Raw genomic sequence first — 20,236 nt, 5'->3', positions numbered from 1 at the left:
GTCGGCCACCCGCGATTGTCAGAGGCGGGTGGCAGACTCCGTGCCATGAGTGAACAGGTGCGTTTGCGAGATGCCGGCCAGGCCGATCTGGAGGTGTTCCTCGCCCAGGAGCACGACCCGGAGGCCGCACGCCGGTCGAACTTCCCGCCCCGGGAGCGCGAGGCGTTCATGACGCACTGGAAGACGAAGGTCCTGGGCGACCCCTCCGTCTTCGTGCAGGCCGTCACCGTCGACGGGGAGCTGGCGGGCAATCTGGTGGCGTGGTGGGAGGAGGACCGCCGCTTCATCGGGTACTGGCTCGGCCGGGAGTACTGGGGCCGGGGCATCGGCACACAGGCGCTGGCGCTCTTCCTGGACCGGGAGACCAACCGGCCCCTGCACGCCGACCCCTTCTCCGGGAACACCGGCTCGGTCCGGCTGCTGGAGAAGCATGGCTTCCGGCGTACCGAGACGGTCATGTACGCCGAGCAGGAGCACACCATGCTGGTGCTGCACGGGGAGAGCTGACCGCGCTCGCGGATTCTCCCCTTGATCGGTGTCACGGCACATGAATGGGCGAGGGCAACTGTCTTCTCGGGGTGGATGTCTTCTCGTAGCGCTGCCCGTCCTTGTAGCCCGCGCGCCGGTCCGAAGCCTGTTCAGGGAAGCGAATCGCGAGGCCGGCGCCATGGCGGCCCGTCCGGGGACGGGCCGCCTTCGCTACTTCCCCCGCGCCAGGGCGATAGCGCCCTGGAGCCGCTCACCTGCTTCGTAGATCATGTACGGCACGCCGTTCTCCGTACCGAAACTCGGCGCCGCCGTACGCCCGTTGTCCGGGGCGCCGGTCATCGAGTCGTGGAAGAGCCCCAGGTGGACGCGGCGGGAGAAGTCCTTGCCGACCTCGGTGATCAGCAGGTCGCCCCCGCTCGACTTGTCCTTGTTGTAGACGACGTAGGCGCTGCCGCCGCGGGTGAGCAGATGCGGGCCGCCCACGTTCACCGCTCCGACCTCCGAGTGCCGGATCAGGGGTTCCTGGTCGAAGGTCCAGTTGCGTCCGTCGGGCGACCAGCCCCAGGCGATGTCACGGTGGTTGGTGGTGTTGTTCAGCATGAAGAGCATCACGTAGCGGGCGCCGCGTGAGGGCAGGTCGTGGCGGAACACCCGGGCGTAGGACGTCTCCGTCGTACCGGCGGGCAGCATCGAGGTGGAGAGTACGACCTTGTCGTACGTGAAGTTGATGCCGTCCTTGGAACGGGCCAGCCGGGTGGTGGTGTTCTCGCCGTGGAAATACAGCCACATCTCCTTGGCGTCCTCGTTCCACAGGACGTGGGGCGAGGAGACGTGACTGACCTTGTAGTGCGGCTGCCAGTTGTTGGTGACGAGGGGGTTGGCCGGGTACTCGGTGAACGGCCCCTCCAGCGAGTCGCCGTAGGCCAGGCAGATGCCTCCGGGCGCGTCGTGCGGCGCGTAGTAGAGGTAGAACCGGCCGAGGGCGGCGGGAAGCCGGCCCACGGTGCCCCGGACGCACGGGAAGATGATCTCGCCGGTCGGGTTGTATGCGAGGTCGGACGGCTTGAGCAGGGTCCTGACGTACGTGTAGTCGGGGAAGCCACCGGGTGCCGCAGCTGCGGCACCCGCCGTCCCGGCGCCTACCGCGAGGGCGGTTCCGGTGGCCGCCGCCCCGCGGAGCAGGACACGGCGTGAAAGGACTGCGGGAGGATTCTGCTTCGGGGTCTCGTGCGGCTCGTTCATGGCTGTACTCCGTCCCGGAAGATGGATGTCAGAGATGAGTGGCGGCGGTGACGCAGAACCCGCCCAGGGCGACGGCCCACACCTAGGGCAGGGTGCGGACCATGACCTGCTCGGGGCGGACCCCCGCGTACTGGGCGCTCCACACGGTCTGGGTGCTGGTGGGGTCGGCGACGCCGAAGACCTGGTTGTAGGAGGCGGCCAGGCCGAGCACGGCGACGGCTGGGTAGATGCCGGCCGCGATCAGGACCCCGGCGATGCCCGCGCCCAGGCCGAACACGTTGAGCGGACCCCGGTAGAGGCACAGCGGCACCAGTGCGGTGAAGACCAGCACGAACAGCACCGGGTTCTGCGGGCTGACGGCCTTCACGAGGGGTTCGAGCGCCTCGATCGCGCCGGGCAGCTTCACCGCGGCGAGAAGGATGCCGATGGCGATGAACAGCGCGATGGGCGGCGCGGCGGCCTCGAAGCCGCCGTAGAGGGTGCGCAGCAGCCGCTTGTTCATCTCGCGCGGACGGGTCGTGGTGAACAGGGCGTAGAGCACGCCGGCCAGCAGCGAGGGGATGATGGCCACTTCGAAACCCAGCGCCATGACCAGCGGCACGACCGGGGCGAGCAGGGCGTACCAGGGCGCGTCGCCGAGCCGCTCACGGCGCGAACGCGGTTTCTCGGCGGCGGCCCTCAGCGACCAGGCGTGCTCGACGCCCCGGCGGCGGGAGCGGCACATGGGTGAGGTCGTGACGGCCCGGGGAGACCTTTCAAACGCCGCGGCTTGCCCGGCCGCCGTGAGAGGTCGTGATTCGAGGTGGCCAGCCCGGTTCGGATTGGCCCAGCTCAGGAAATTGTGGTTGAGGCGGGCAGGGCACGGGGCACGACGGGCTTGTTCTGACAGTCGAGCGCGTTCGCCATGACGCGGGCTGAGTGGAGGAGGAGCGTGAGGTGGTCTCGAACGTTCACGCCGGCGGTGAGTGTGTCGGTCAGCTCGCCCGCCAGTGGAACTTCGCGCTCCTGCCCTGACGGGGTGCCCGGGATTTTGCACTGCACGTAGACCTGGTACCTGGCTTCCCTGTATTCATCGGCCCCGTAAACGAGTTTCACGTCCGAGTTGACCTGCGTCAGATGAGGCTTCACAACGATTCCTGTCTCGGTTTCTTTGTCAAGAGCAGTATCGAAAGGGAAGGGGGAAGGTTTGTAGGTGAGGCCGATCCGCATCCCAGTGGAGATGTCGGTTCGGATCATGCACATGTTCGACTCGGCGTACGTTGTCGGCTCCCTTTCGGGAGTCCATTTTCTGACTTGATCATGGTGGCTGGTTCGGGCGTCGGCCAAAGAGGCCGGGCTTTTGAAACGCAGCTCTTCGGATCCTTCGACCCCACGGTCTATCTGTTTCAGTCCGGACGCGCCGAACAGTGCCTGGCATGCTCTGCGCTGCGCGGCCGCCGCATCCGCATCTGTTTCACCCGTCGTTTCCGAGCAGGCGCTCACTCCGAGAGCCAGGGAGCACATCAGGAGGAGGCGGGCAGGTGTAAGTGTCCTCATACGTCACCAGCCCCGGGCGTCGTCGGTGTCGCTGAGCTTTCCGCCCGTGTCGTACGCTTCAGCGGCTTTGTCCCTCAGCTCGCGGACCTCGCCGCTCTCCATATTGTGTGCCTCCACGTAGTTGAGGAGGGGCCCCATCGCGTTCTGCCGCCCCTCAGCCTTGGCCTTGTCGATGCCCTGGGCCGCTTCGTCATGGTTCTCGAACTCGTGGTCCTTGAGCCATTGCATGGTTTCGTTGCCGAATTGCGTGGTTGCGGCGCCGCCGATGGTCTCGATGGCCAGAGGAACAGCAACCACGGCTACCGCTCCAGCAGGAACTATCGCCGCCGTCGTGACACCCACCGCAGCGCCGATCGTGGCCTCGGCGGCGAAGTCACGCCAAGCGCCTTGTTGTTCCAGCTTCAGGTTGCGTGCGGTCTTTTCGTCCCCGAATTCCTTGCCTATAGCCTCGATCCGCGACTCGTCCAGCATGCCGTGCATCTTGGCACTGTGCAGGCCGGCCGCGACAGCGGAGTCGGTGTCGTTGCCCTGGGCCGTCATGAGGCTCGCCCCATAGACCTGTTGGGCCACGGAGAGAGTCGCGTGCGAATCCTCATCGGCTCCCAGGGCCCGCATGAACTGCATGCTGCTCGTCTCACCGAAATCGCGCAGACGATGGGCGTCCTTTCCGAACAACCCGTCCCGGTCAACAAGATCGCCACTACCGCCCGTGTTGTCCATGGTGTAGTTCAAGCTGTCGATGTGCCCTGCCGCCATGGTGGCCAGGCTTTCGCGGATTCCGTCCTGCTTCTCGATCGTGTCGGCGGTCTTGTAGTGGTCGACTACCTTCTCCATGAGTTCGGTCCGCTCGTCGCGAGCCGCGTTCTGTGCCTCGGAGCCCAGCTCAGGGATCGATGGAGGCGAGGCGTCGTACGGGCGCCCGAGTGTCGCCGACTCCAGGGCGTGCCCGAGGTTCGTGTAGCCGGTCGTCTTGCCGTCGCCGTCGAGCGGCCAGGTGCGGGCGTCCTTACTGTCCTTGTCGACCAGGTAATCCCAGTTGCTCACGGTGTCCAGATCATCCTTGGCGCCTTGGCCGGACGATCCGTTGAAGAAGTCGAGGGATGCCTCGGGGTTGCGTCCCAGCGCCTCCATGAAGCCGGCGATCGGGTCGTTGTCCGGCTTGTTGGTGTTCGGAGGGTAATCGAGCTGAGCCGTGTGGCCCGGGTTGTCCCAGAGCCAGTCCGGGCCCGCTCGCTTGTTGCTGCGTTCGAACTCGATCAGACTTTCGCCGTAGTCGCCGAGGAAGGCTCCGTCCCACTTCCCCTTTGTCATCAGACTGCTCATGACCTGGTATCCGTACGGGGCACTCATGATCCCCGGATGCTTGATCCGGTCATCGCCTGCGGCGATGATCCCGTCCTTCCACTGCTGCATCGCGGGCGAGTCGACGTGTGACGCGGTGGCCAGCGTCAGGCCCAGGTTGTCCTGCACCTTGGAAAGGATCTTCGCGCGGTCGCCGACCGGGGTGTCACCGTGGCCTGGATCAGCAAGGCTGCGCCAGAACTGGAGCGTTCCCTCCGGCCCCAGTTTTGTCGCGAAACGTTCGGCGAAAGCCGGGTTGTCCCGTTGGTACGCGGCGACCTCGTTGAAGTGCTTCAACTGCGCGTCGGTCATACCGTCGGCCTTTGCCGCGAGCTTCAGCATCGCGTCCGCGTCCTCGATGCCCTGCTTGCGATCCGCGTCCTCCAGGCCCTTGTAGCCGGAATCGCTGAAGTTGTACTTCCCCGCCGCGTGCTTACGGAGGGCACGTGCTGCGATCCTGTCGACCTCGTCCGCCGCCGACAGGATGCGGCCCACCTCGGCGGCAGCCGCGTCAACCTCGTCCTGGGACGCAGGCTCGATCTTTGCCGTGCCGGCCGCCGCGCCGGACGGCACGGAGCTCACCGCCCCACCGTTCTCATTGATGTGCACATTGCGCTTCGCCCACCGGTCGACAGTGGTCTGAAGGTCTTCCTTGTGCTTCTTGAGATCGTCGTGGGAGTCCTGCAGAATCTTGTGCACGCTGCGGGCCTCGGTCACCACATCGGTGAACTCCGCCGCGGTCTTGGTGACGAACTGCCGTGTGACACTGGCGTTCTGTCCTTCCCAATCGGCGTTCTCCGCCTGCACTCTGAGTTCCGAGGCGTTCACGCCACCGGTTCCCGCAGAGCCTTCGCCCGTAGCCAGGGACTGGAGCTTGGAGACCATCTGTCCCCAGTCGGCTACCGCCGACTGCAATTTCCCGAGGCGCAGGTTGAGTAGTTCCGAGACCTTCAGCATGCTGCTTCCCCGTCTACTTCCAGTAATCCTGTATGCGCGACTCGGTCATAGGCGCGTCCTTCGCATCCCGCATTGCGGTCGTGATCTGCACTTCGTCCTTGGCATGCTGCGCTCGCGAGTAGTCAAGATGGTTGGAGATGTGAGCGCAGGCTTCCTTGAGCGTCCCGACCTTGGTGTTCCAGGCGTCGTGGAGCTCGGTGAGCGCTGAGCCCATGTCCAGGCCGTCGTTGAAGAGTTCGATGGATGCGTCGAAGGTGTTCTGGCGCGCATGATCCGCGTCTACGCGCAGCCCCTCCCGCAACGTGTAGGCCAGATTGCCGAGCTTTCCCAGCTGGTCGTCGTGGACAACCAGATCCTTCTGGCCGCCCCCACCTCCGCCCCCGGAGGCGGCTGCCTGGTTCAGTTGCATGTGTGACGCGCGGCTCGCCGCAACCTCGGCCTTCGCCTGTTCCCACTCGTCCCATGTCATGCGTCAGCAAACTCCCCCGTGCGCGATCAGAAAGTCCGTGCGCATGCCAACGTACCAAGGAGCCCTTCAGGGCTGGGGGCGCTGGGCGGTTGCTGGTGGGCGGTACGCACTGATGGCGCTCCTGCTGAACGGGCCCCTCAGTCCCTGCGCAAGGCGTACCGAGTTCGGGCGACCGGCCGGCCTGCCACTGCGTGCCGCCCACACGTTCACCCGGCGCTTCAGCTCCACCCCGCGCGGTGCCAGTCTCGCCCGGCGTCTGGCCGTGCTCCATCTCGACCGGTGGGCATTGCGCTCGGCAGCGAGCTGTCCGACGCTGCCGCCCTGGTCGTGGCCGAGCTGTCGGCGAAAGCAGTCACGCACGGGCGGGTGCCGGGGCGGGACTTCGAGCTGGTGCAAACCCCCGGCCCCCGGGGCGGTCCTGCGGATCGAGGTGTCCGATGCGCGTGGCGAACGGCGTCCGCCCGCACCAGGCGGCCTCAGCCCCCCGTCAAGAGGGACGAGGCGCAGCGGGAAAGGAATGCGGGGGTCGGCACGTTCAAGGACCTCCGCGGTCGGCGACCATGAGCCGGAGCCCGAGAGCCCGGCGCCGGTGCCCGTGTTCCGGCTCGTGGAGGGTTCCGTCCCAGTCATCGGCGAGCCGCTTGAGGAGACTGGAGATGAGCGTCTCGCCGGGTTTAACCGCAGGTCGTCAGGCATTTATGGGAGGCGTGCCCCTTGCCCTCAAGGGGCACGCCACCCCGCCGGCTCAGATGTCGCGGAAGATCTCGATCTGCGCCCCCACCGAGTTCAGCCGCTCCGCCAGCTCCTCGTAGCCACGGTTGATGACGTACACGTTGCGGAGCACGGACGTGCCCTCCGCCGCCATCATCGCCAGCAGCACCACCACCGCCGGCCGCAGTGCGGGCGGGCACATCATCTCGGCGGCGCGCCAGCGGGTCGGGCCCTCGACCAGGACGCGGTGCGGGTCCAGGAGCTGGAGCCGGCCGCCGAGGCGGTTGAGGTCGGTGAGGTAGATGGCGCGGTTGTCGTAGACCCAGTCGTGGATCAGGGTCTTGCCGTGCGCGGAGGCCGCGATCGCCGCGAAGAACGGCACGTTGTCGATGTTCAGGCCGGGGAAGGGCATCGGGTGGATCTTGTCGATGGGGGCTTCCAGCTTGGAGGGCCGGACCGTCAGGTCCACCAGCCGGGTGCGGCCGTTGTCGGCGGCGTACTCCGCCGTGCGGTCGCAGTCGACGCCCATCTCCTCCAGGACCGCGAGCTCGATCTCCAGGAACTCGATCGGGACGCGGCGGATCGTCAGCTCGGACTCCGTCACGACGGCGGCGGCCAGCAGGCTCATCGCCTCGACCGGGTCCTCGGAGGGGGAGTAGTCGACGTCCACGTCGATCTCCGGCACACCGTGCACCGTGAGGGTCGTCGTCCCGACGCCGTCGACGCGTACGCCGAGCGCCTCCAGGAAGAAGCACAGGTCCTGGACCATGTAGTTGGAGGACGCGTTGCGGATGACCGTCGTGCCGTCGTGCCGGGCGGCGGCCAGCAGGGCGTTCTCGGTCACCGTGTCGCCGCGCTCGGTCAGGACGATGGGGCGTCCCGGCCGGACCGCGTGGTCGACCTGCGCGTGGTACAGCCCGTCGGTCGCCGCGATCTCCAGGCCGAAGCGGCGCAGCGCGATCATGTGCGGCTCGATCGTGCGCGTGCCGAGGTCGCAGCCGCCGGCGTACGGCAGGGTGAAGCGGTCCGTGCGGTGCAGCAGCGGGCCGAGGAACATGATGATGGAGCGGGTCCGGCGCGCGGCGTCCGCGTCGATGGCCTCCAGCTCGAGCTGGGCGGGCGGCAGGATCTCGAGGTCCACGCCGTCGTTGATCCAGCGAGTGCGTACGCCGATGGAGTTGAGGACCTCCAGGAGCCGGAAGACCTCCTCGATGCGGGCCACCCGGCGCAGGACGGTGCGGCCCTTGTTGAGCAGGGAGCCGCAGAGCAGCGCGACGCACGCGTTCTTGCTCGTCTTGACGTCGATGGAGCCCGAGAGCCGGCGTCCGCCGACCACACGCAGATGCATGGGTCCGGCGTAGCCGAGCGACACGATCTCGCTGTCGAGGGCTTCCCCGATGCGGGCGATCATCTCAAGGCTGATGTTCTGGTTGCCGCGCTCGATGCGGTTGACGGCGCTCTGGCTCGTGGCGAGCGCCTCGGCGAGCTGGGTCTGTGTCCAGCCACGGTGCTGACGGGCGTCACGGATGAGCTTGCCGATACGTGCGAGGTAGTCGTCTTCCATGTCTGCACGCTATCTCAGATATGAGATGAAGATCGTGCTGGGGTGTGCGGTTCGGGTGACGGTCGGGTGCCGGGCCGTGGGCCGGCGCCTGTTTCAAGCATCAGGCGCGCCCGACGGCCCGGCGTGCGGGACTCGGCCGAACGGGTGGGGGGTCAGCCGCGACGGCGACGCGTGGTCCTGCGCCAGCCGAACGGGCCCGGCAGGTCCATGGACGTGGTGCGCCGGCCGGTGCTGCTCGTGGTGCGCCTCGGGCCGTGCTGTCCGCCGGTGGTGACGGACCATGAGCGGCGGTTGATGTTCAGCCGGACGCCCGGAAGGATCTGGAAGCTCTTTCGGAATGTGAGCGGCATCTGTGCCTCCTCTGTCAGGAGTACGGGTGTCCCGAAGCCGCCGGGTCATGCACGCGAACCCGTACGGCGCGGACGTACGCGCTCGGCGCGGCCCCTCCCTCGTCCCCGAGGGTGGGGTGCGCCGCAGGGGGCGGCGCGGTCCGAGAGCGAACAGGGCGACCAGGAGCAGGGCCGGCGGCGCCCGACCGAGCACGCCCGTCCTCCGGCGCCGCGGATCGCGTCCCTCGTCCGCCATGGGAGATACGCCGCACGAGACCGGCGCGCGGCGCCAGCTTTCGGCGAGGACCGCCCGGGGAGGCGCAGGACACGGGCGCCCGGGCATGACCGCGCGGCGGCGATGTACTAGAGTTATCTCGACATCGAGATATCTGCCGAGGCGCACCGCAGCCGCCGCTCGGTAAGGGTTACCTAACTAATCCTTACCTTAGCGGATGGTGGGGGCCGCAGGCGGCGCCGGCCGCACATGAGGCGCGGCGCGGTTGAACGCGCACATTGAAGAAGGAGACTGTCGTGTCGGCGAACAGCTTCGACGCCCGCAGCACGCTGCGCGTGGGCGACGAGTCGTACGAGATCTTCAAGCTGGACAAGGTCGAGGGCTCCGCGCGCCTCCCTTACAGCCTGAAGGTGCTGCTGGAGAACCTGCTCCGCACCGAGGACGGCGCGAACATCACCGCCGACCACATCCGGGCGCTGGGCGGATGGGACTCGCAGGCCCAGCCCAGCCAGGAGATCCAGTTCACGCCGGCCCGCGTGATCATGCAGGACTTCACGGGCGTCCCGTGTGTCGTGGACCTCGCCACCATGCGTGAGGCCGTCAAGGAGCTCGGCGGCGACCCGGCGAAGATCAACCCGCTGGCCCCGGCCGAGCTGGTCATCGACCACTCCGTCATCGCCGACAAGTTCGGCACCAACGACGCGTTCGCCCAGAACGTCGAGCTGGAGTACGGCCGCAACAAGGAGCGCTACCAGTTCCTGCGCTGGGGCCAGACCGCCTTCGACGAGTTCAAGGTCGTCCCCCCGGGCACCGGCATCGTCCACCAGGTCAACATCGAGCACCTGGCCCGCACGGTCATGGTCCGTAACGGCCAGGCGTACCCCGACACCCTCGTCGGCACCGACTCGCACACCACCATGGTCAACGGCCTCGGCGTGCTGGGCTGGGGCGTCGGCGGCATCGAGGCCGAGGCCGCGATGCTCGGCCAGCCGGTCTCCATGCTCATCCCGCGCGTCGTCGGCTTCAAGCTGACCGGCGAGCTCCCGGCCGGCACCACCGCCACCGACCTCGTGCTGACCATCACCGAGATGCTCCGCAAGCACGGTGTCGTCGGCAAGTTCGTCGAGTTCTACGGTGAGGGCGTCGCCGCCACCTCCCTCGCGAACCGCGCCACCATCGGCAACATGTCGCCGGAGTTCGGCTCCACCGCCGCGATCTTCCCGATCGACGACGAGACGCTGAAGTACCTGCGCCTGACCGGTCGCGACGCGCAGCAGGTCGCGCTCGTCGAGGCGTACGCCAAGGAGCAGGGCCTCTGGCTCGACCCGGCCGCCGAGCCCGACTTCTCCGAGAAGCTGGAGCTCGACCTCGCCTCGGTCGTCCCCTCCATCGCCGGCCCGAAGCGCCCGCAGGACCGCATCGTCCTTGCGAACGCCAAGGCGCAGTTCGCCCAGGACGTCCGCAACTACGTCGCCGACGACGAGGAGGCGGGCAAGGAGTCCTTCCCGGCCTCCGACTCCCCGGCCACCGCCAACGGCGTCCCGTCGAACCCGGTCACGGTCACGGCCCCCGACGGCACGACGTACGAGCTCGACCACGGCGCCGTCACCGTCGCCGCGATCACCTCCTGCACCAACACCTCGAACCCGTACGTCATGGTCGCCGCGGCGCTCGTGGCGAAGAAGGCGGTCGAGAAGGGCCTGACCCGCAAGCCGTGGGTCAAGACCACCCTCGCCCCGGGCTCGAAGGTCGTCACCGACTACTTCGACAAGGCGGGCCTGACCCCGTACCTCGACAAGGTCGGCTTCAACCTCGTCGGCTACGGCTGCACCACCTGCATCGGCAACTCCGGCCCGCTGCCGGAAGAGGTCTCCAAGGCGGTCAACGACCACGACCTGGCCGTCACCTCGGTGCTCTCCGGCAACCGCAACTTCGAGGGCCGGATCAACCCCGACGTCAAGATGAACTACCTGGCGTCCCCGCCGCTGGTCGTCGCGTACGCCATCGCCGGTTCGATGAAGGTCGACATCACCAAGGACGCCCTCGGCGTCGACCAGGACGGCAAGCCCGTCTTCCTCCAGGACATCTGGCCCTCCGAGGCCGAGGTCAACGACGTCGTCGCCAACTCCATCGGCGAGGACATGTTCAACAAGTCCTACCAGGACGTCTTCGCGGGCGACGCCCAGTGGCAGGCGCTGCCGATCCCGACCGGCAACACCTTCGAGTGGGACTCCGAGTCCACCTACGTGCGCAAGCCCCCGTACTTCGAGGGCATGACGATGGAGACGACCCCGGTCGAGGACATCACCGGCGCCCGCGTGCTCGCCAAGCTCGGCGACTCGGTCACCACCGACCACATCTCCCCGGCCGGTGCGATCAAGGCCGACACCCCGGCCGGCAAGTACCTCACGGAGCACGGCATCGAGCGCCGTGACTTCAACTCCTACGGCTCGCGCCGTGGCAACCACGAGGTCATGATCCGCGGCACGTTCGCCAACATCCGCCTGCGGAACCAGATCGCGCCGGGCACCGAGGGCGGCTTCACCCGCGACTTCACCCAGGGTGACGGCCCGGTGTCGTTCATCTACGACGCCTCGCAGAACTACCAGGCCGCGGGCACCCCGCTCGCCATTCTGGCGGGCAAGGAGTACGGCTCCGGCTCGTCCCGCGACTGGGCGGCCAAGGGCACCGCGCTCCTGGGCGTCAAGGCCGTCATCGCCGAGTCCTACGAGCGCATCCACCGCTCGAACCTCATCGGCATGGGCGTCCTCCCGCTCCAGTTCCCGGAGGGCCACACCGCCGAGTCCCTCGGCCTGACCGGCGAGGAGACGTTCTCCTTCACCGGTGTGACCGAGCTGAACAACGGCACCACGCCGCGCACCGTCAAGGTCACCACCGACACCGGTGTGGAGTTCGACGGCGTCGTCCGCATCGACACCCCCGGTGAGGCGGACTACTACCGCAACGGCGGCATCCTGCAGTACGTGCTCCGCAGCCTGATCCGCAAGTAAGGGCTCAGGAAGTGAGCGAGGGCCGCACCCCCCGGGGTGCGGCCCTTCGCCGTTAAGGTCGAAGTCTGATGAAGAACAACCTCGCCTCGCCGGCGGCCAAGGCCGGACACGAGTCCGTGCGGCGTCACAACCTGAGCCTGGTCCTGCGGACCGTCCGTGACGAGGGCGAGGTCACCCGGGCCCGGGTGGCGAGCCTCGTGGGACTCACCAGGGCCGCCGTCTCCTCGCTCGTCGAGGAGCTGCTCGCGCTCGACTGCCTCAGCGAGTCCGGCAAGACCTCCAGCGGATCGGCCGGACGCCCCGGCACCGTACTGAAGCTCTCCCGCACGGGCCCGGCGGGGCTCGGTGTGGAGATCAACATCGACTACGTCTCCGTGTGCGCCGTCGATCTCACCGGCACCGACCGGGTCCGGGTCACCGAGCACACCGATCACCGGAACGTCCCGCCCGCCGAGGTCCTGGCCCACGCCGCGCGGCTCACCAACCGCGTCATCGCCTCCACCCGGGAACAGGAACTGCGGGTGGTCGGCGTCGAGCTGGCACTGCCCGGCCTCGTCTCCGGCGGCGTCGTCCGGCAGGCACCCAACCTCGGCTGGAGCAGGGTCGCGGCCGAGGGCATCTTCGGACAGGCGCTCAGCACGCTGCGCCCGGCCGGGCGGGCGCTGGCCGTCGGCTCCGACAACGAGGCCAACCTGGCGGCCCTCGCCGAGCTGTGGTTCGGCGGCCTCGGCGGTGTACGCACCTTCCTCTATCTCACAGCTGAGATCGGGGTGGGCGGCGCGCTCGTGGTGAACGGCGAAATGCTCCGGGGCGCCCACGGGTTCGCCGGCGAGATCGGGCACGTCGTCGTCGACCCGAAGGGCCCCCTCTGCCGGTGCGGCGCGCACGGCTGCCTGGAGCAGTACGCCGGCCGTGCGGCGCTGCTGCGGGCGGCCGGCATCGACCCGGACACGGGCGTGCGCGGGATCGCCGAGCTGGAACAGCGGGCCGCGGCAGGAGAGAAGCGGGCCGTCACCGCGCTGCGGGAGGCGGGGGACCGGATGGGCGTGGTCCTGGCCGGCGCGGTCAACCTCTTCGACCCGGAGGCGGTCGTGCTGGGCGGGATCTACCGGAATCTGATGCCCTGGCTGGAGGGGCCCGCGGACGCCCAGCTGACCGCCCGGGTGGTCTCGGGCCGCTGGCACGAGAGCGGCAGCCGTCTGAGGGCCTCGTCCCTCTCCGGCGACGCGGCGCGGGGCGCGGCGGCCCGCGTGGTGCACGACGTCCTGGACAACCCGGGCGCGTTCGCGGTGCGTTGACGGTACGTCCGGTAGGGCGGTGGGGGCGTCGCAGCGGGGCGGAGTGATACGTTCGAAGACTTTGTTCCTGCCGGAAGGAAAGTCATGGATGTTCCCTCTCTCCACCATCAGTTCCTCGGGGACGTGCTCCCGCGGATCCGGAAGGATCCGCGCGTGGCCGGGGTAGCCGTCGCCGGATCGATCGCGGTGGGACATCCCGACGTCTACTCGGACGTCGATCTGGTGGTGGTCGTCGACGACGCGTCGTTCGACGACGTCATGGCGGTCCGTCTCGCGCTGATCGGCTCGTGGACCGACCTCGTCGCGGGGTTCACCGGCGAGCACGTCGGGGAACCCCGCCTGATCATCGCGCTCGTCGGACCGCCCCTCCTCCACGTCGACTTCAAATTCGTGCGCGCCTCCGACTTCGCCGAGCGGATCGAGGACCCGGACGTGCTGTGGGACCGGGACGGGGGACTGGCCCGTTCGCTCGCGGAACATCCGTTTCGGGCCCCGTCGCTGGACCTCCAGTGGATCGAGGACCGCTTCTGGATCTGGGTGCACTACGGGGCGACGAAACTCGGGCGCGGCGAGCTCTTCGAGGTCATCGCCTTCCTCGGATTCCTGCGAGACACAGTGCTGGGGCCGATGGCTGCTCAGCGAGTGGGTGCCCCGCCCCGCGGCGTCCGCCGCCTGGAGTCCATCGCGCCGGAGGAGGCACGCGACCTCGGCGCGACCCTCTGCGGTCATGACGTGCAGGACGCCGGGCGGGCGGTCCTGGCCTGTGTGGAGCTCTACAGGCGGTGGCTCGAGGACGCCGGCGCGGCGGTCGAACGCCGCAACCGGGCCGAAGAGCTCGCCGTGCGGTATCTCCACGACGTCATCGGCCGACCCGCCGAGCGCTCGACGGTGTAGGCCGCTGCGCGTGGCCTACCGCAGCCCCTGCCGGTCCGACCAGGCCGAGATCGCGGCGGCGATCTCGGCGGGGCGGTCCTCCGGGGCGTGATGGCCGGCGGCCCCGCAGTGGACGGTCTCGAGCGCGGCGATGTTCGTCGCGCACCAGCGGGCCGTGTCGGGGCCGATCAGCAGGGTCGGCGAGCCTTCGAACTTCATGAGCAGCTTGGGGACGTCCTCGCTCTTCGCGAGCCAGGCGTCGTACGCCTCGATACGGGCGACGAGTTCCACCGGATCGCCGCCGAGAGGCATCTGGCGGGCCCACGCGAGAAGGGGTCGGCGGCTCTCGCGGGTCGGGTAGGGGGCCAGGTATTCCGCCAGGTCCGCGCCGCCCACCGGGGTGAGGACACCTCCGGTGAAGGCCTGACGGACGAACAGGTCCTGGTCCAGGACCAGTTCCTCGCCCATGCCCGGGGTCCGGATCGTCTCGGAGCGCTTGCGCGCCTGAGGGGAGAGGTCGGCCCAGGCCATGGGCTTGACGATGCTCTCCAGGAAGGCGACGCCCAGCACTCTGCCGGGATTCCGGGCCGCCCAGTCGAAGGCGAGCGCGCCGCCCCAGTCGTGGCCGATCAGGACCACCCGGTCGAGCCCGAGCGCGTCGAACCAGGCGTCGAGATAGCGGGCGTGGTCGGCGAAGCGGTAGGCGATGTCCGGCTTGCCGGACCGGCCCATCCCGATGAGGTCCGGGGCGAGCAGGCGCCCTGGGCCGAGACCTGGCATCACCTTCCTCCACACGTGTGAGGAGCCCGGATTGCCGTGGAGGAGGACGAACGCCGTCCCGCTCCCGGTGTCTTCGTAGTGCAGGGTCGAGTCGAGTACGCGTAACGCGGGCACGGGTCTCCTTCATTCAGGCCGGTGGGCCGAGCGGGGTGTCGAGGAGCGTCGTGAGGTCGCGAACCAGTGCGGCGGTGCGCTGATCGTCCATCCCGCCCAGCGGGGCGAGGAGTTGGTCGTGCAGCAGCCGGACGGTACGGATGGCAGGGGCGGCCGCCTCATGACCGGCAGTCGTCAGCTCCAGCCGCACGACACGGGTGTCCGACGTGTCCCGGGCACGCCGGACGAGTCCGGAGCTCTCCAGCGAGCGGGCCAGCTTCGACACGTAGAGGGCCTCAAGGCCGGTGTGATCGGCCAGTTGCCGCTGACTCGGGCGCAGTCCGGATCGCTCCATGCCGAACAGGGACGACAGCAGCACGTATTGAGCGTGCGTCAGCTTCAGGGGCGCCAGTGCCTGATCCACGGCGACCCGCCACTTGATCGACAGTCGCCAGACCAGGTAGCCGGGCGTCATCCCCTTCGTTCCCTCACTCATGGAAATACCGTACATGGCTACTATGTGCATGGCTACTAAAATTCGAGCCGACTCCCGGTGAAACGCCGACCGGGGGCGTACGCGCCGTGTTGCACGCGTACGCCCCCGGTGGGGAGGTCGGACGATCAGGCCTTGTGCGCCGCGATCAGCTGCTGATACCAGCGGTAGCTGTCCTTCGGGGTGCGCTCCAGGGTGTCGTAGTCGACCCGGATGATCCCGAACCGCTTCGCGTAACCCAGCGCCCACTCGAAGTTGTCCAGCAGCGACCACACGTAGTACCCGCGTACGTCGACACCGGCGTCCATGGCGGCCCGCAGTGCCGTCAGATGGGTGCGGAGGTACTCCACCCGGTCCGCGTCCTGGACGGAGCCGTCCGCCTCGACGCCGTCGAACTCCGCCGAGCCGTTCTCCGTGATGTGCACCGGCGGCAGGGCGTCGCCGTACGTCTGCTTCAGCACGGTCAGCAGATCGGTGAAGGACTCCGGGACGACCGGCCAGCCCATGGCCGTCTTGCGGACGTCCGGGTAGTTGCCCTCCGTGTACCGGTTGTCCGTGGCCACGCGCAGCGCCGGGTCCGCCTCGCGGTGCGGGGCGGCGGCGACCACGATCGGCCGGTAGTAGTTGATGCCCAGGAAGTCCATGGGCTGGGAGATCAGCTCCAGGTCGCCCTCGCGGCGGAAGTCCTGGCCGGTGATCAGCTCGCCCCAGGTCTCCTCCTCGGTGGCCGGGTAGCGGCCGGCGAGGAGCGGTTCGGTCCACACCAGGTTGTGCTGGGTGTCCGCGCGGACCACAGCGGCGAGGTCGGCGTCCGACTCGGTGGCCGGGACGTTGCGGTCCAGGTTGAGCGTGATGCCCGCCTCGCGGACGCCCGCCGCGCGCAGCGCGTTCATGGCGTGGCCGTGGCCGACCAGCAGGTGGTGGGCGGCGGCCAGCGCCCCGCGGCCCTCCTTGGCGCCCGGCGCGTGCCGGCCCACGGAGTAACCGAGGAACGCGCTGCACCACGGCTCGTTCAGGGTGATCCAGCGCGGCACCCGGTCGCCGAGGTGCTCGGCGACGACCGCCGTGTACTCGCCGAAGCGTTCCGCTGTCTCCCGTACCCGCCAGCCACCCTTGTCCTCCAGGGCCTGCGGCAGGTCCCAGTGGTAGAGGGTGGCGGCCGGCTCGATGCCCGCCTCCAGGAGCGAGTCGACGAGCCGGGAGTAGAAGTCCAGTCCCTTGGGGTTGACCGCTCCGCTGCCCGTGGCCTGGATCCGGGACCAGGCGATCGAGAAGCGGTACGACTCGACGCCCAGATCGCGCAGCAGCGCCACGTCCTCCGGGTAGCGGTGGTAGTGGTCGCAGGCGACGTCCCCCGTGTCGCCGCCGTCCGTCCTGCCGGGCGTGTGGCTGTAGGTGTCCCAGATGGACGGGCCGCGGCCGTCTTCCTCCACGGCGCCCTCGATCTGGTACGAGGCCGTGGCCGCGCCGAAGACGAATCCGGGCGGGAAGACCGGGAAGTCACTCATGGGAACCCTTACTTGACCGAGCCACCGGTGATACCGGCGGCGATGTACTTCTGTGACAGGACGAGGAGGACCGCGGCGGGCACCGCCGAGAGCACGGAGGCGGCCATGACCGAGCCCCAGTCGCCGACGTGGGCGCCGATGTACTGGTAGATGCCCAGCGTGATCGGCTTGACGTCGTCCGTGGTGTTCAGCGTGAGCGCGAACATGAAGTCGCTCCAGGCGTACAGGAACGAGAACAGCCCGGCGGTGATCAGCGAGTTCCGGCTCATCGGCAGGACGACCTGGATGAACGTACGGACGCGGCCCGCACCGTCCACCTCGGCGGCCTCGATGACCTCACGCGGGATCGACACCATGAACGAACGCATCAGCACGATCGCGAAGGGGATGCCCAGCGAGGCGTCCGCCAGCATCAGGCCGAAGTAGGAGTTGACCAGGCCGAGGTCCACGTACGCGCTGTACAGGGCGTTCGCGATGACGATGCCCGGCACCATCTGGGTGATGAGCGTGCCGAAGACGATCGTCTTGCCGCCGCGCAGCTTGAACTGCGCCAGCCCGTACGCCGCCGGCGCGGAGATCGCCAGACAGATGGCCACGGCGCCGAGCGCCACGGCCAGCGAGGTCAGCAGGTTGGTTCCCTGCTCGGTGATGGCCGAGGTGAAGCCGGAGAAGTCCACGCCCGTCGGGACCGGGCCCACGTCGACCAGGCTCGCGTCCGGCTGGAGCGCGGTGTTGATCATCCAGTACAGCGGGAACAGCATGACCGCGAGGACGACGACGCCGAAGACGGTCGCACCCCAGCGGCGCTTGGGCCGGTGGATGGTGGCGGGAGCCGGGGCGGCGGGGATCTGGGTGGTGGTCGCCATGCCGGTCACTTCCCCTCGTTGCGGTTGACCCGCAGGTAGAACACCGCGAAGACGGCGGAGATCAGGATCAGGATGTTGCCGACCACGGCACCGGCCCCGAAGTCCATCTGGACGAAGGAGTTCTGGTACGTGAGCGTGCCGAGCGTCTGGGTGGAGTCGGCCGGCCCGCCGTCCGTGAGGGCGAGGACCAGGTCGAGGATCTTGACCGTCGACATGAAGCCGAGCACCAGCACCACGGTGATGACGGGCTTGAGCATGGGCAGGGTGACCGAGCGGAACGTACGCCAGGCGGACGCGCCGTCGAGCGCGGCGGCCTCGTTCAGCTCCTTGGGGACCTCCTGGAGGCCGCCGTAGAGGATCACCATGTTGAACGGGATGCCGATCCAGATGTTCACCAGGATCACCGAGACCAGCGCCATGCTGGTGCTCGTCAGCCACGGTGTGTCACCGGGGAGGCCGACGGTGCCCAGGAAGGAGTTGAGGACACCGGTGTCCTGGTCGAAGATGCGCCGCCACACGATGCCGGAGACGACCATCGGGACCAGCCACGGCAGCAGGATCAGGGAGCGCAGGATCCCGTTCAGGGGGAAGCGGCGGGTGAAGAAGACTGCGAGAGCCAGACCGATGCAGAACTGGCCCACGAGCGACCCGACGGTGAAGAGGATCGTCTGCCACAGGGCCTTGCCGAACAGCCCGTCGTTGAAGACGTTGCTCCAGTTGTCCGTGCCGTTGAACGGTGCCTCGCCGGTGAAGAAGGTGGACGGCGAGTAGTCCTGGAAGCTCATCACGATGTTGCGGACGAGCGGGTAGCCGAAGAACAGCGCCATGAAGATCACGGCGGGGGCGATGAACCCCCACTGGGCGAGCGTCCTGCGCCGCTTGGCGCTCCGCGGGTTCACGGGCTTCCTGACCGCTTCGGCCGCGGGGGCCTTCGGGTCGGCCGGCGGTGCGGCGGCTGAGGCTGTGGTGGATGACATCGTTCGTTACCTCAGTTCCCGCTCTTGACCTGCTGCTGGGCACGCTTCAGAGCGGCCTCGCTGGACTCGCCGGTGAGCGCGGACTGGAAGGCGCTCTGCAGGGCGAGCGACACGGACGACCACTGCGCGCCGACCTTCGCGGTACGGGAGCGGGCCGTCGAGACCTGTCCGGCCAGGGCCGCGAGCTCGGGCGCCTTCGTGCGCCAGACGGCCGCGGCCTTGGTGTTGGCCGGGACCATCCAGCTGTTCAGGGCGTAGGTGATCTGCTCCTGCTCGCCCGCCATGCAGCCGATGATCTTCGCGGCCGTCTTCTCGCGCTCGGTGTCGCCGGTGTTGGGCACGGTGAGCACACCGCCGCCCAGCGGACCGACCGAGTCGTCGCCCGCCTCGGGCACCGGGATCTCGGCGATGCCCCAGTTGAGCCCCTTCTTGGCGTTCAGGGTCTCGACCTGCCAGGGGCCGTTGATCATCATGGCCGCGTTACCGGCCATGAACTGGTCGTTGACGTCCGCCTGGGTCCAGTTGACCGTGGACTTGGAGAGCGAGCCGTCCTTCAGGAGCGCCTTCCAGTAGTCCAGGGCCTCGGCCACCTCGGGGGTGTCGAGCTTCGACTCGTCGCCGCCGTTGGACCACATGAACGGGGTGAACTGGAAGACACCGTCCTCCGCGCCGCCCGCGCTGAGCGCCAGGCCGTACCGCTTGCCCTGGGTCAGCTTCTTGGCGGTCGACTGCATCTCGGCCCAGGTGGTGGGCACCTTCAGTCCGGCCTTGTCGAGGGTGTCCTTGTTGTAGAACAGCGCCAGGGTGTTCACCGTGCGCGCGGCCCCGTAGTACTTCCCGTCGAACGAGCCGAAGTCGACGATCCCCTCGGGGATGTCCGTCGTGGTGAGCCCGAGGTCCTTCAGCGGGATGAGCCCGCCGGCCTCGGCGAAGGTCGGCATCTCGGACGCGTCCAGCTGGAGGACGTCCGGCAGCGACTTGGAGGACGCCATGCGCAGCGCCTTCGTCATCAGCTGCGCGGCCGGCACGCTCTGCTGCTCGATGGTGATCCCGAGCTGCTTGCTGCAGCGCTTGAGGGTGTCACCGTCCCAGCGGTGGTACGACTCGTCGGTCGAGGAGTTCATGACGGTGTAGACGTCCTCGTCCCGCTGCTGGCCGCACCCCGACAGAACGGTGCCGGCGACGATCGCGGAGACGACGGTGAAGGGGACGACGATCCGCCTGGTGCGGCGGCTGCGGCGTCGGATCCGTCCGTCCGGGGAAGGTTCTGTCACGGTGGTGCCCTTGCGGTAAGAGGGTGGCCGGGCCCATGGGAACGCTCCCACAGGGTGGTAGTCAAGCCCCCTGCGTGGATCCGGCGGTGTCACTGCGGGGTGCCCGGTGGTGGTTGGCCGGGCACCCCTTTTTTTTCGGGGGTGGGTCAGCGGACGCCGAGGAGGTGTTCCATGGCGAGCTGGTCGAGGG

16 protein-coding genes and 2 pseudogenes are annotated in these 20,236 nt (G+C 68.5%); 5 read left to right on the top strand and 13 right to left on the bottom strand.

Features of this window, described 5'->3' with window-relative positions; translation table 11 throughout:
• Window positions 1-45: 45 nt before the first annotated feature.
• Window positions 46-507 (top strand): GNAT family N-acetyltransferase, encoded by a 462-nt coding sequence (locus tag ACFWFI_RS10295; RefSeq protein WP_387387687.1) that lies wholly within the window; start codon window positions 46-48, stop codon window positions 505-507.
• 192 nt (window positions 508-699) lie between these two features.
• Here ACFWFI_RS10295 and ACFWFI_RS10290 read toward each other — a convergent pair whose 3' ends face one another.
• The 5 genes and pseudogenes from ACFWFI_RS10290 to ACFWFI_RS10270 all read right to left on the bottom strand — a co-directional run bounded on the left by ACFWFI_RS10290 (window position 700) and on the right by ACFWFI_RS10270 (window position 6,034).
• Window positions 700-1,731 (bottom strand): hypothetical protein, encoded by a 1,032-nt coding sequence (locus ACFWFI_RS10290; RefSeq protein WP_387387685.1) that lies wholly within the window; start codon window positions 1,729-1,731, stop codon window positions 700-702.
• Between the two features lie 82 nt (window positions 1,732-1,813).
• Window positions 1,814-2,455: pseudogene (locus ACFWFI_RS10285) on the bottom strand (transporter); the annotation flags it as partial.
• Window positions 2,456-2,562: 107 nt separating this feature from the next.
• A complete protein-coding gene (locus ACFWFI_RS10280; RefSeq protein ID WP_387387683.1) occupies window positions 2,563-3,213 on the bottom strand; it encodes a hypothetical protein in 651 nt (216 codons plus the stop codon).
• Between the two features lie 57 nt (window positions 3,214-3,270).
• Complete coding sequence (locus tag ACFWFI_RS10275) at window positions 3,271-5,565, bottom strand: hypothetical protein (protein ID WP_387387682.1); 2,295 nt, start codon at window positions 5,563-5,565, stop codon at window positions 3,271-3,273.
• 13 nt (window positions 5,566-5,578) lie between these two features.
• Entirely contained in the window at window positions 5,579-6,034 is a 456-nt protein-coding gene (locus ACFWFI_RS10270; RefSeq protein ID WP_387387680.1) for a hypothetical protein, read from the bottom strand.
• A 112-nt stretch (window positions 6,035-6,146) separates the two neighbouring features.
• Here ACFWFI_RS10270 and ACFWFI_RS10265 point away from each other — a divergent pair.
• Window positions 6,147-6,521, top strand: a pseudogene (locus ACFWFI_RS10265) (hypothetical protein); the annotation flags it as partial.
• A gap of 258 nt (window positions 6,522-6,779) precedes the next feature.
• On the opposite strand, the gene ACFWFI_RS10260 reads toward ACFWFI_RS10265, so the two are convergent.
• A complete protein-coding gene (locus ACFWFI_RS10260) occupies window positions 6,780-8,309 on the bottom strand; it encodes a helix-turn-helix domain-containing protein (RefSeq protein ID WP_387387679.1) in 1,530 nt (509 codons plus the stop codon).
• A 152-nt stretch (window positions 8,310-8,461) separates the two neighbouring features.
• A complete protein-coding gene (locus ACFWFI_RS10255) occupies window positions 8,462-8,659 on the bottom strand; it encodes a DUF4236 domain-containing protein (RefSeq protein WP_387387678.1) in 198 nt (65 codons plus the stop codon).
• 510 nt (window positions 8,660-9,169) lie between these two features.
• On the opposite strand from ACFWFI_RS10255, the gene acnA reads away from it, so the two are divergent.
• From acnA to ACFWFI_RS10240, 3 genes are all read left to right on the top strand, one after another.
• Window positions 9,170-11,884: an aconitate hydratase AcnA gene (gene acnA / locus ACFWFI_RS10250; protein ID WP_387387676.1), complete on the top strand. Its 2,715-nt coding sequence runs from the start codon at window positions 9,170-9,172 to the stop codon at window positions 11,882-11,884.
• 68 nt (window positions 11,885-11,952) lie between these two features.
• Window positions 11,953-13,182, top strand: a complete 1,230-nt coding sequence (locus ACFWFI_RS10245; RefSeq protein WP_387387675.1) for an ROK family protein — start codon at window positions 11,953-11,955, stop codon at window positions 13,180-13,182.
• 153 nt (window positions 13,183-13,335) lie between these two features.
• A complete protein-coding gene (locus ACFWFI_RS10240) occupies window positions 13,336-14,076 on the top strand; it encodes a nucleotidyltransferase domain-containing protein (RefSeq protein WP_387387674.1) in 741 nt (246 codons plus the stop codon).
• A 15-nt stretch (window positions 14,077-14,091) separates the two neighbouring features.
• Here ACFWFI_RS10240 and ACFWFI_RS10235 read toward each other — a convergent pair whose 3' ends face one another.
• The 6 genes from ACFWFI_RS10235 to ACFWFI_RS10210 all read right to left on the bottom strand — a co-directional run bounded on the left by ACFWFI_RS10235 (window position 14,092) and on the right by ACFWFI_RS10210 (window position 20,046).
• Complete coding sequence (locus ACFWFI_RS10235) at window positions 14,092-14,949, bottom strand: haloalkane dehalogenase (RefSeq protein WP_387387672.1); 858 nt, start codon at window positions 14,947-14,949, stop codon at window positions 14,092-14,094.
• Between the two features lie 13 nt (window positions 14,950-14,962).
• Window positions 14,963-15,424, bottom strand: coding sequence for a MarR family winged helix-turn-helix transcriptional regulator (locus ACFWFI_RS10230; protein WP_387387670.1), 462 nt, complete (start codon window positions 15,422-15,424; stop codon window positions 14,963-14,965).
• Between the two features lie 125 nt (window positions 15,425-15,549).
• Window positions 15,550-16,929 (bottom strand): GH1 family beta-glucosidase, encoded by a 1,380-nt coding sequence (locus ACFWFI_RS10225; protein WP_387387668.1) that lies wholly within the window; start codon window positions 16,927-16,929, stop codon window positions 15,550-15,552.
• Between the two features lie 8 nt (window positions 16,930-16,937).
• Window positions 16,938-17,795: a carbohydrate ABC transporter permease gene (locus ACFWFI_RS10220; protein ID WP_387387666.1), complete on the bottom strand. Its 858-nt coding sequence runs from the start codon at window positions 17,793-17,795 to the stop codon at window positions 16,938-16,940.
• A gap of 5 nt (window positions 17,796-17,800) precedes the next feature.
• Window positions 17,801-18,772: a carbohydrate ABC transporter permease gene (locus tag ACFWFI_RS10215; RefSeq protein ID WP_387387665.1), complete on the bottom strand. Its 972-nt coding sequence runs from the start codon at window positions 18,770-18,772 to the stop codon at window positions 17,801-17,803.
• Window positions 18,773-18,783: 11 nt separating this feature from the next.
• Window positions 18,784-20,046, bottom strand: a complete 1,263-nt coding sequence (locus ACFWFI_RS10210) for an ABC transporter substrate-binding protein (protein ID WP_387387664.1) — start codon at window positions 20,044-20,046, stop codon at window positions 18,784-18,786.
• Window positions 20,047-20,236: the final 190 nt, after the last annotated feature.

Origin of the sequence: Streptomyces sp. NPDC060209 (genome assembly GCF_042728155.1) — a bacterium.
GTDB lineage: Bacteria > Actinomycetota > Actinomycetes > Streptomycetales > Streptomycetaceae > Streptomyces.
The sequence above is the reverse complement of the archived record's forward strand: the minus strand, read 5'-3'. Positions and strand labels throughout refer to the sequence as shown.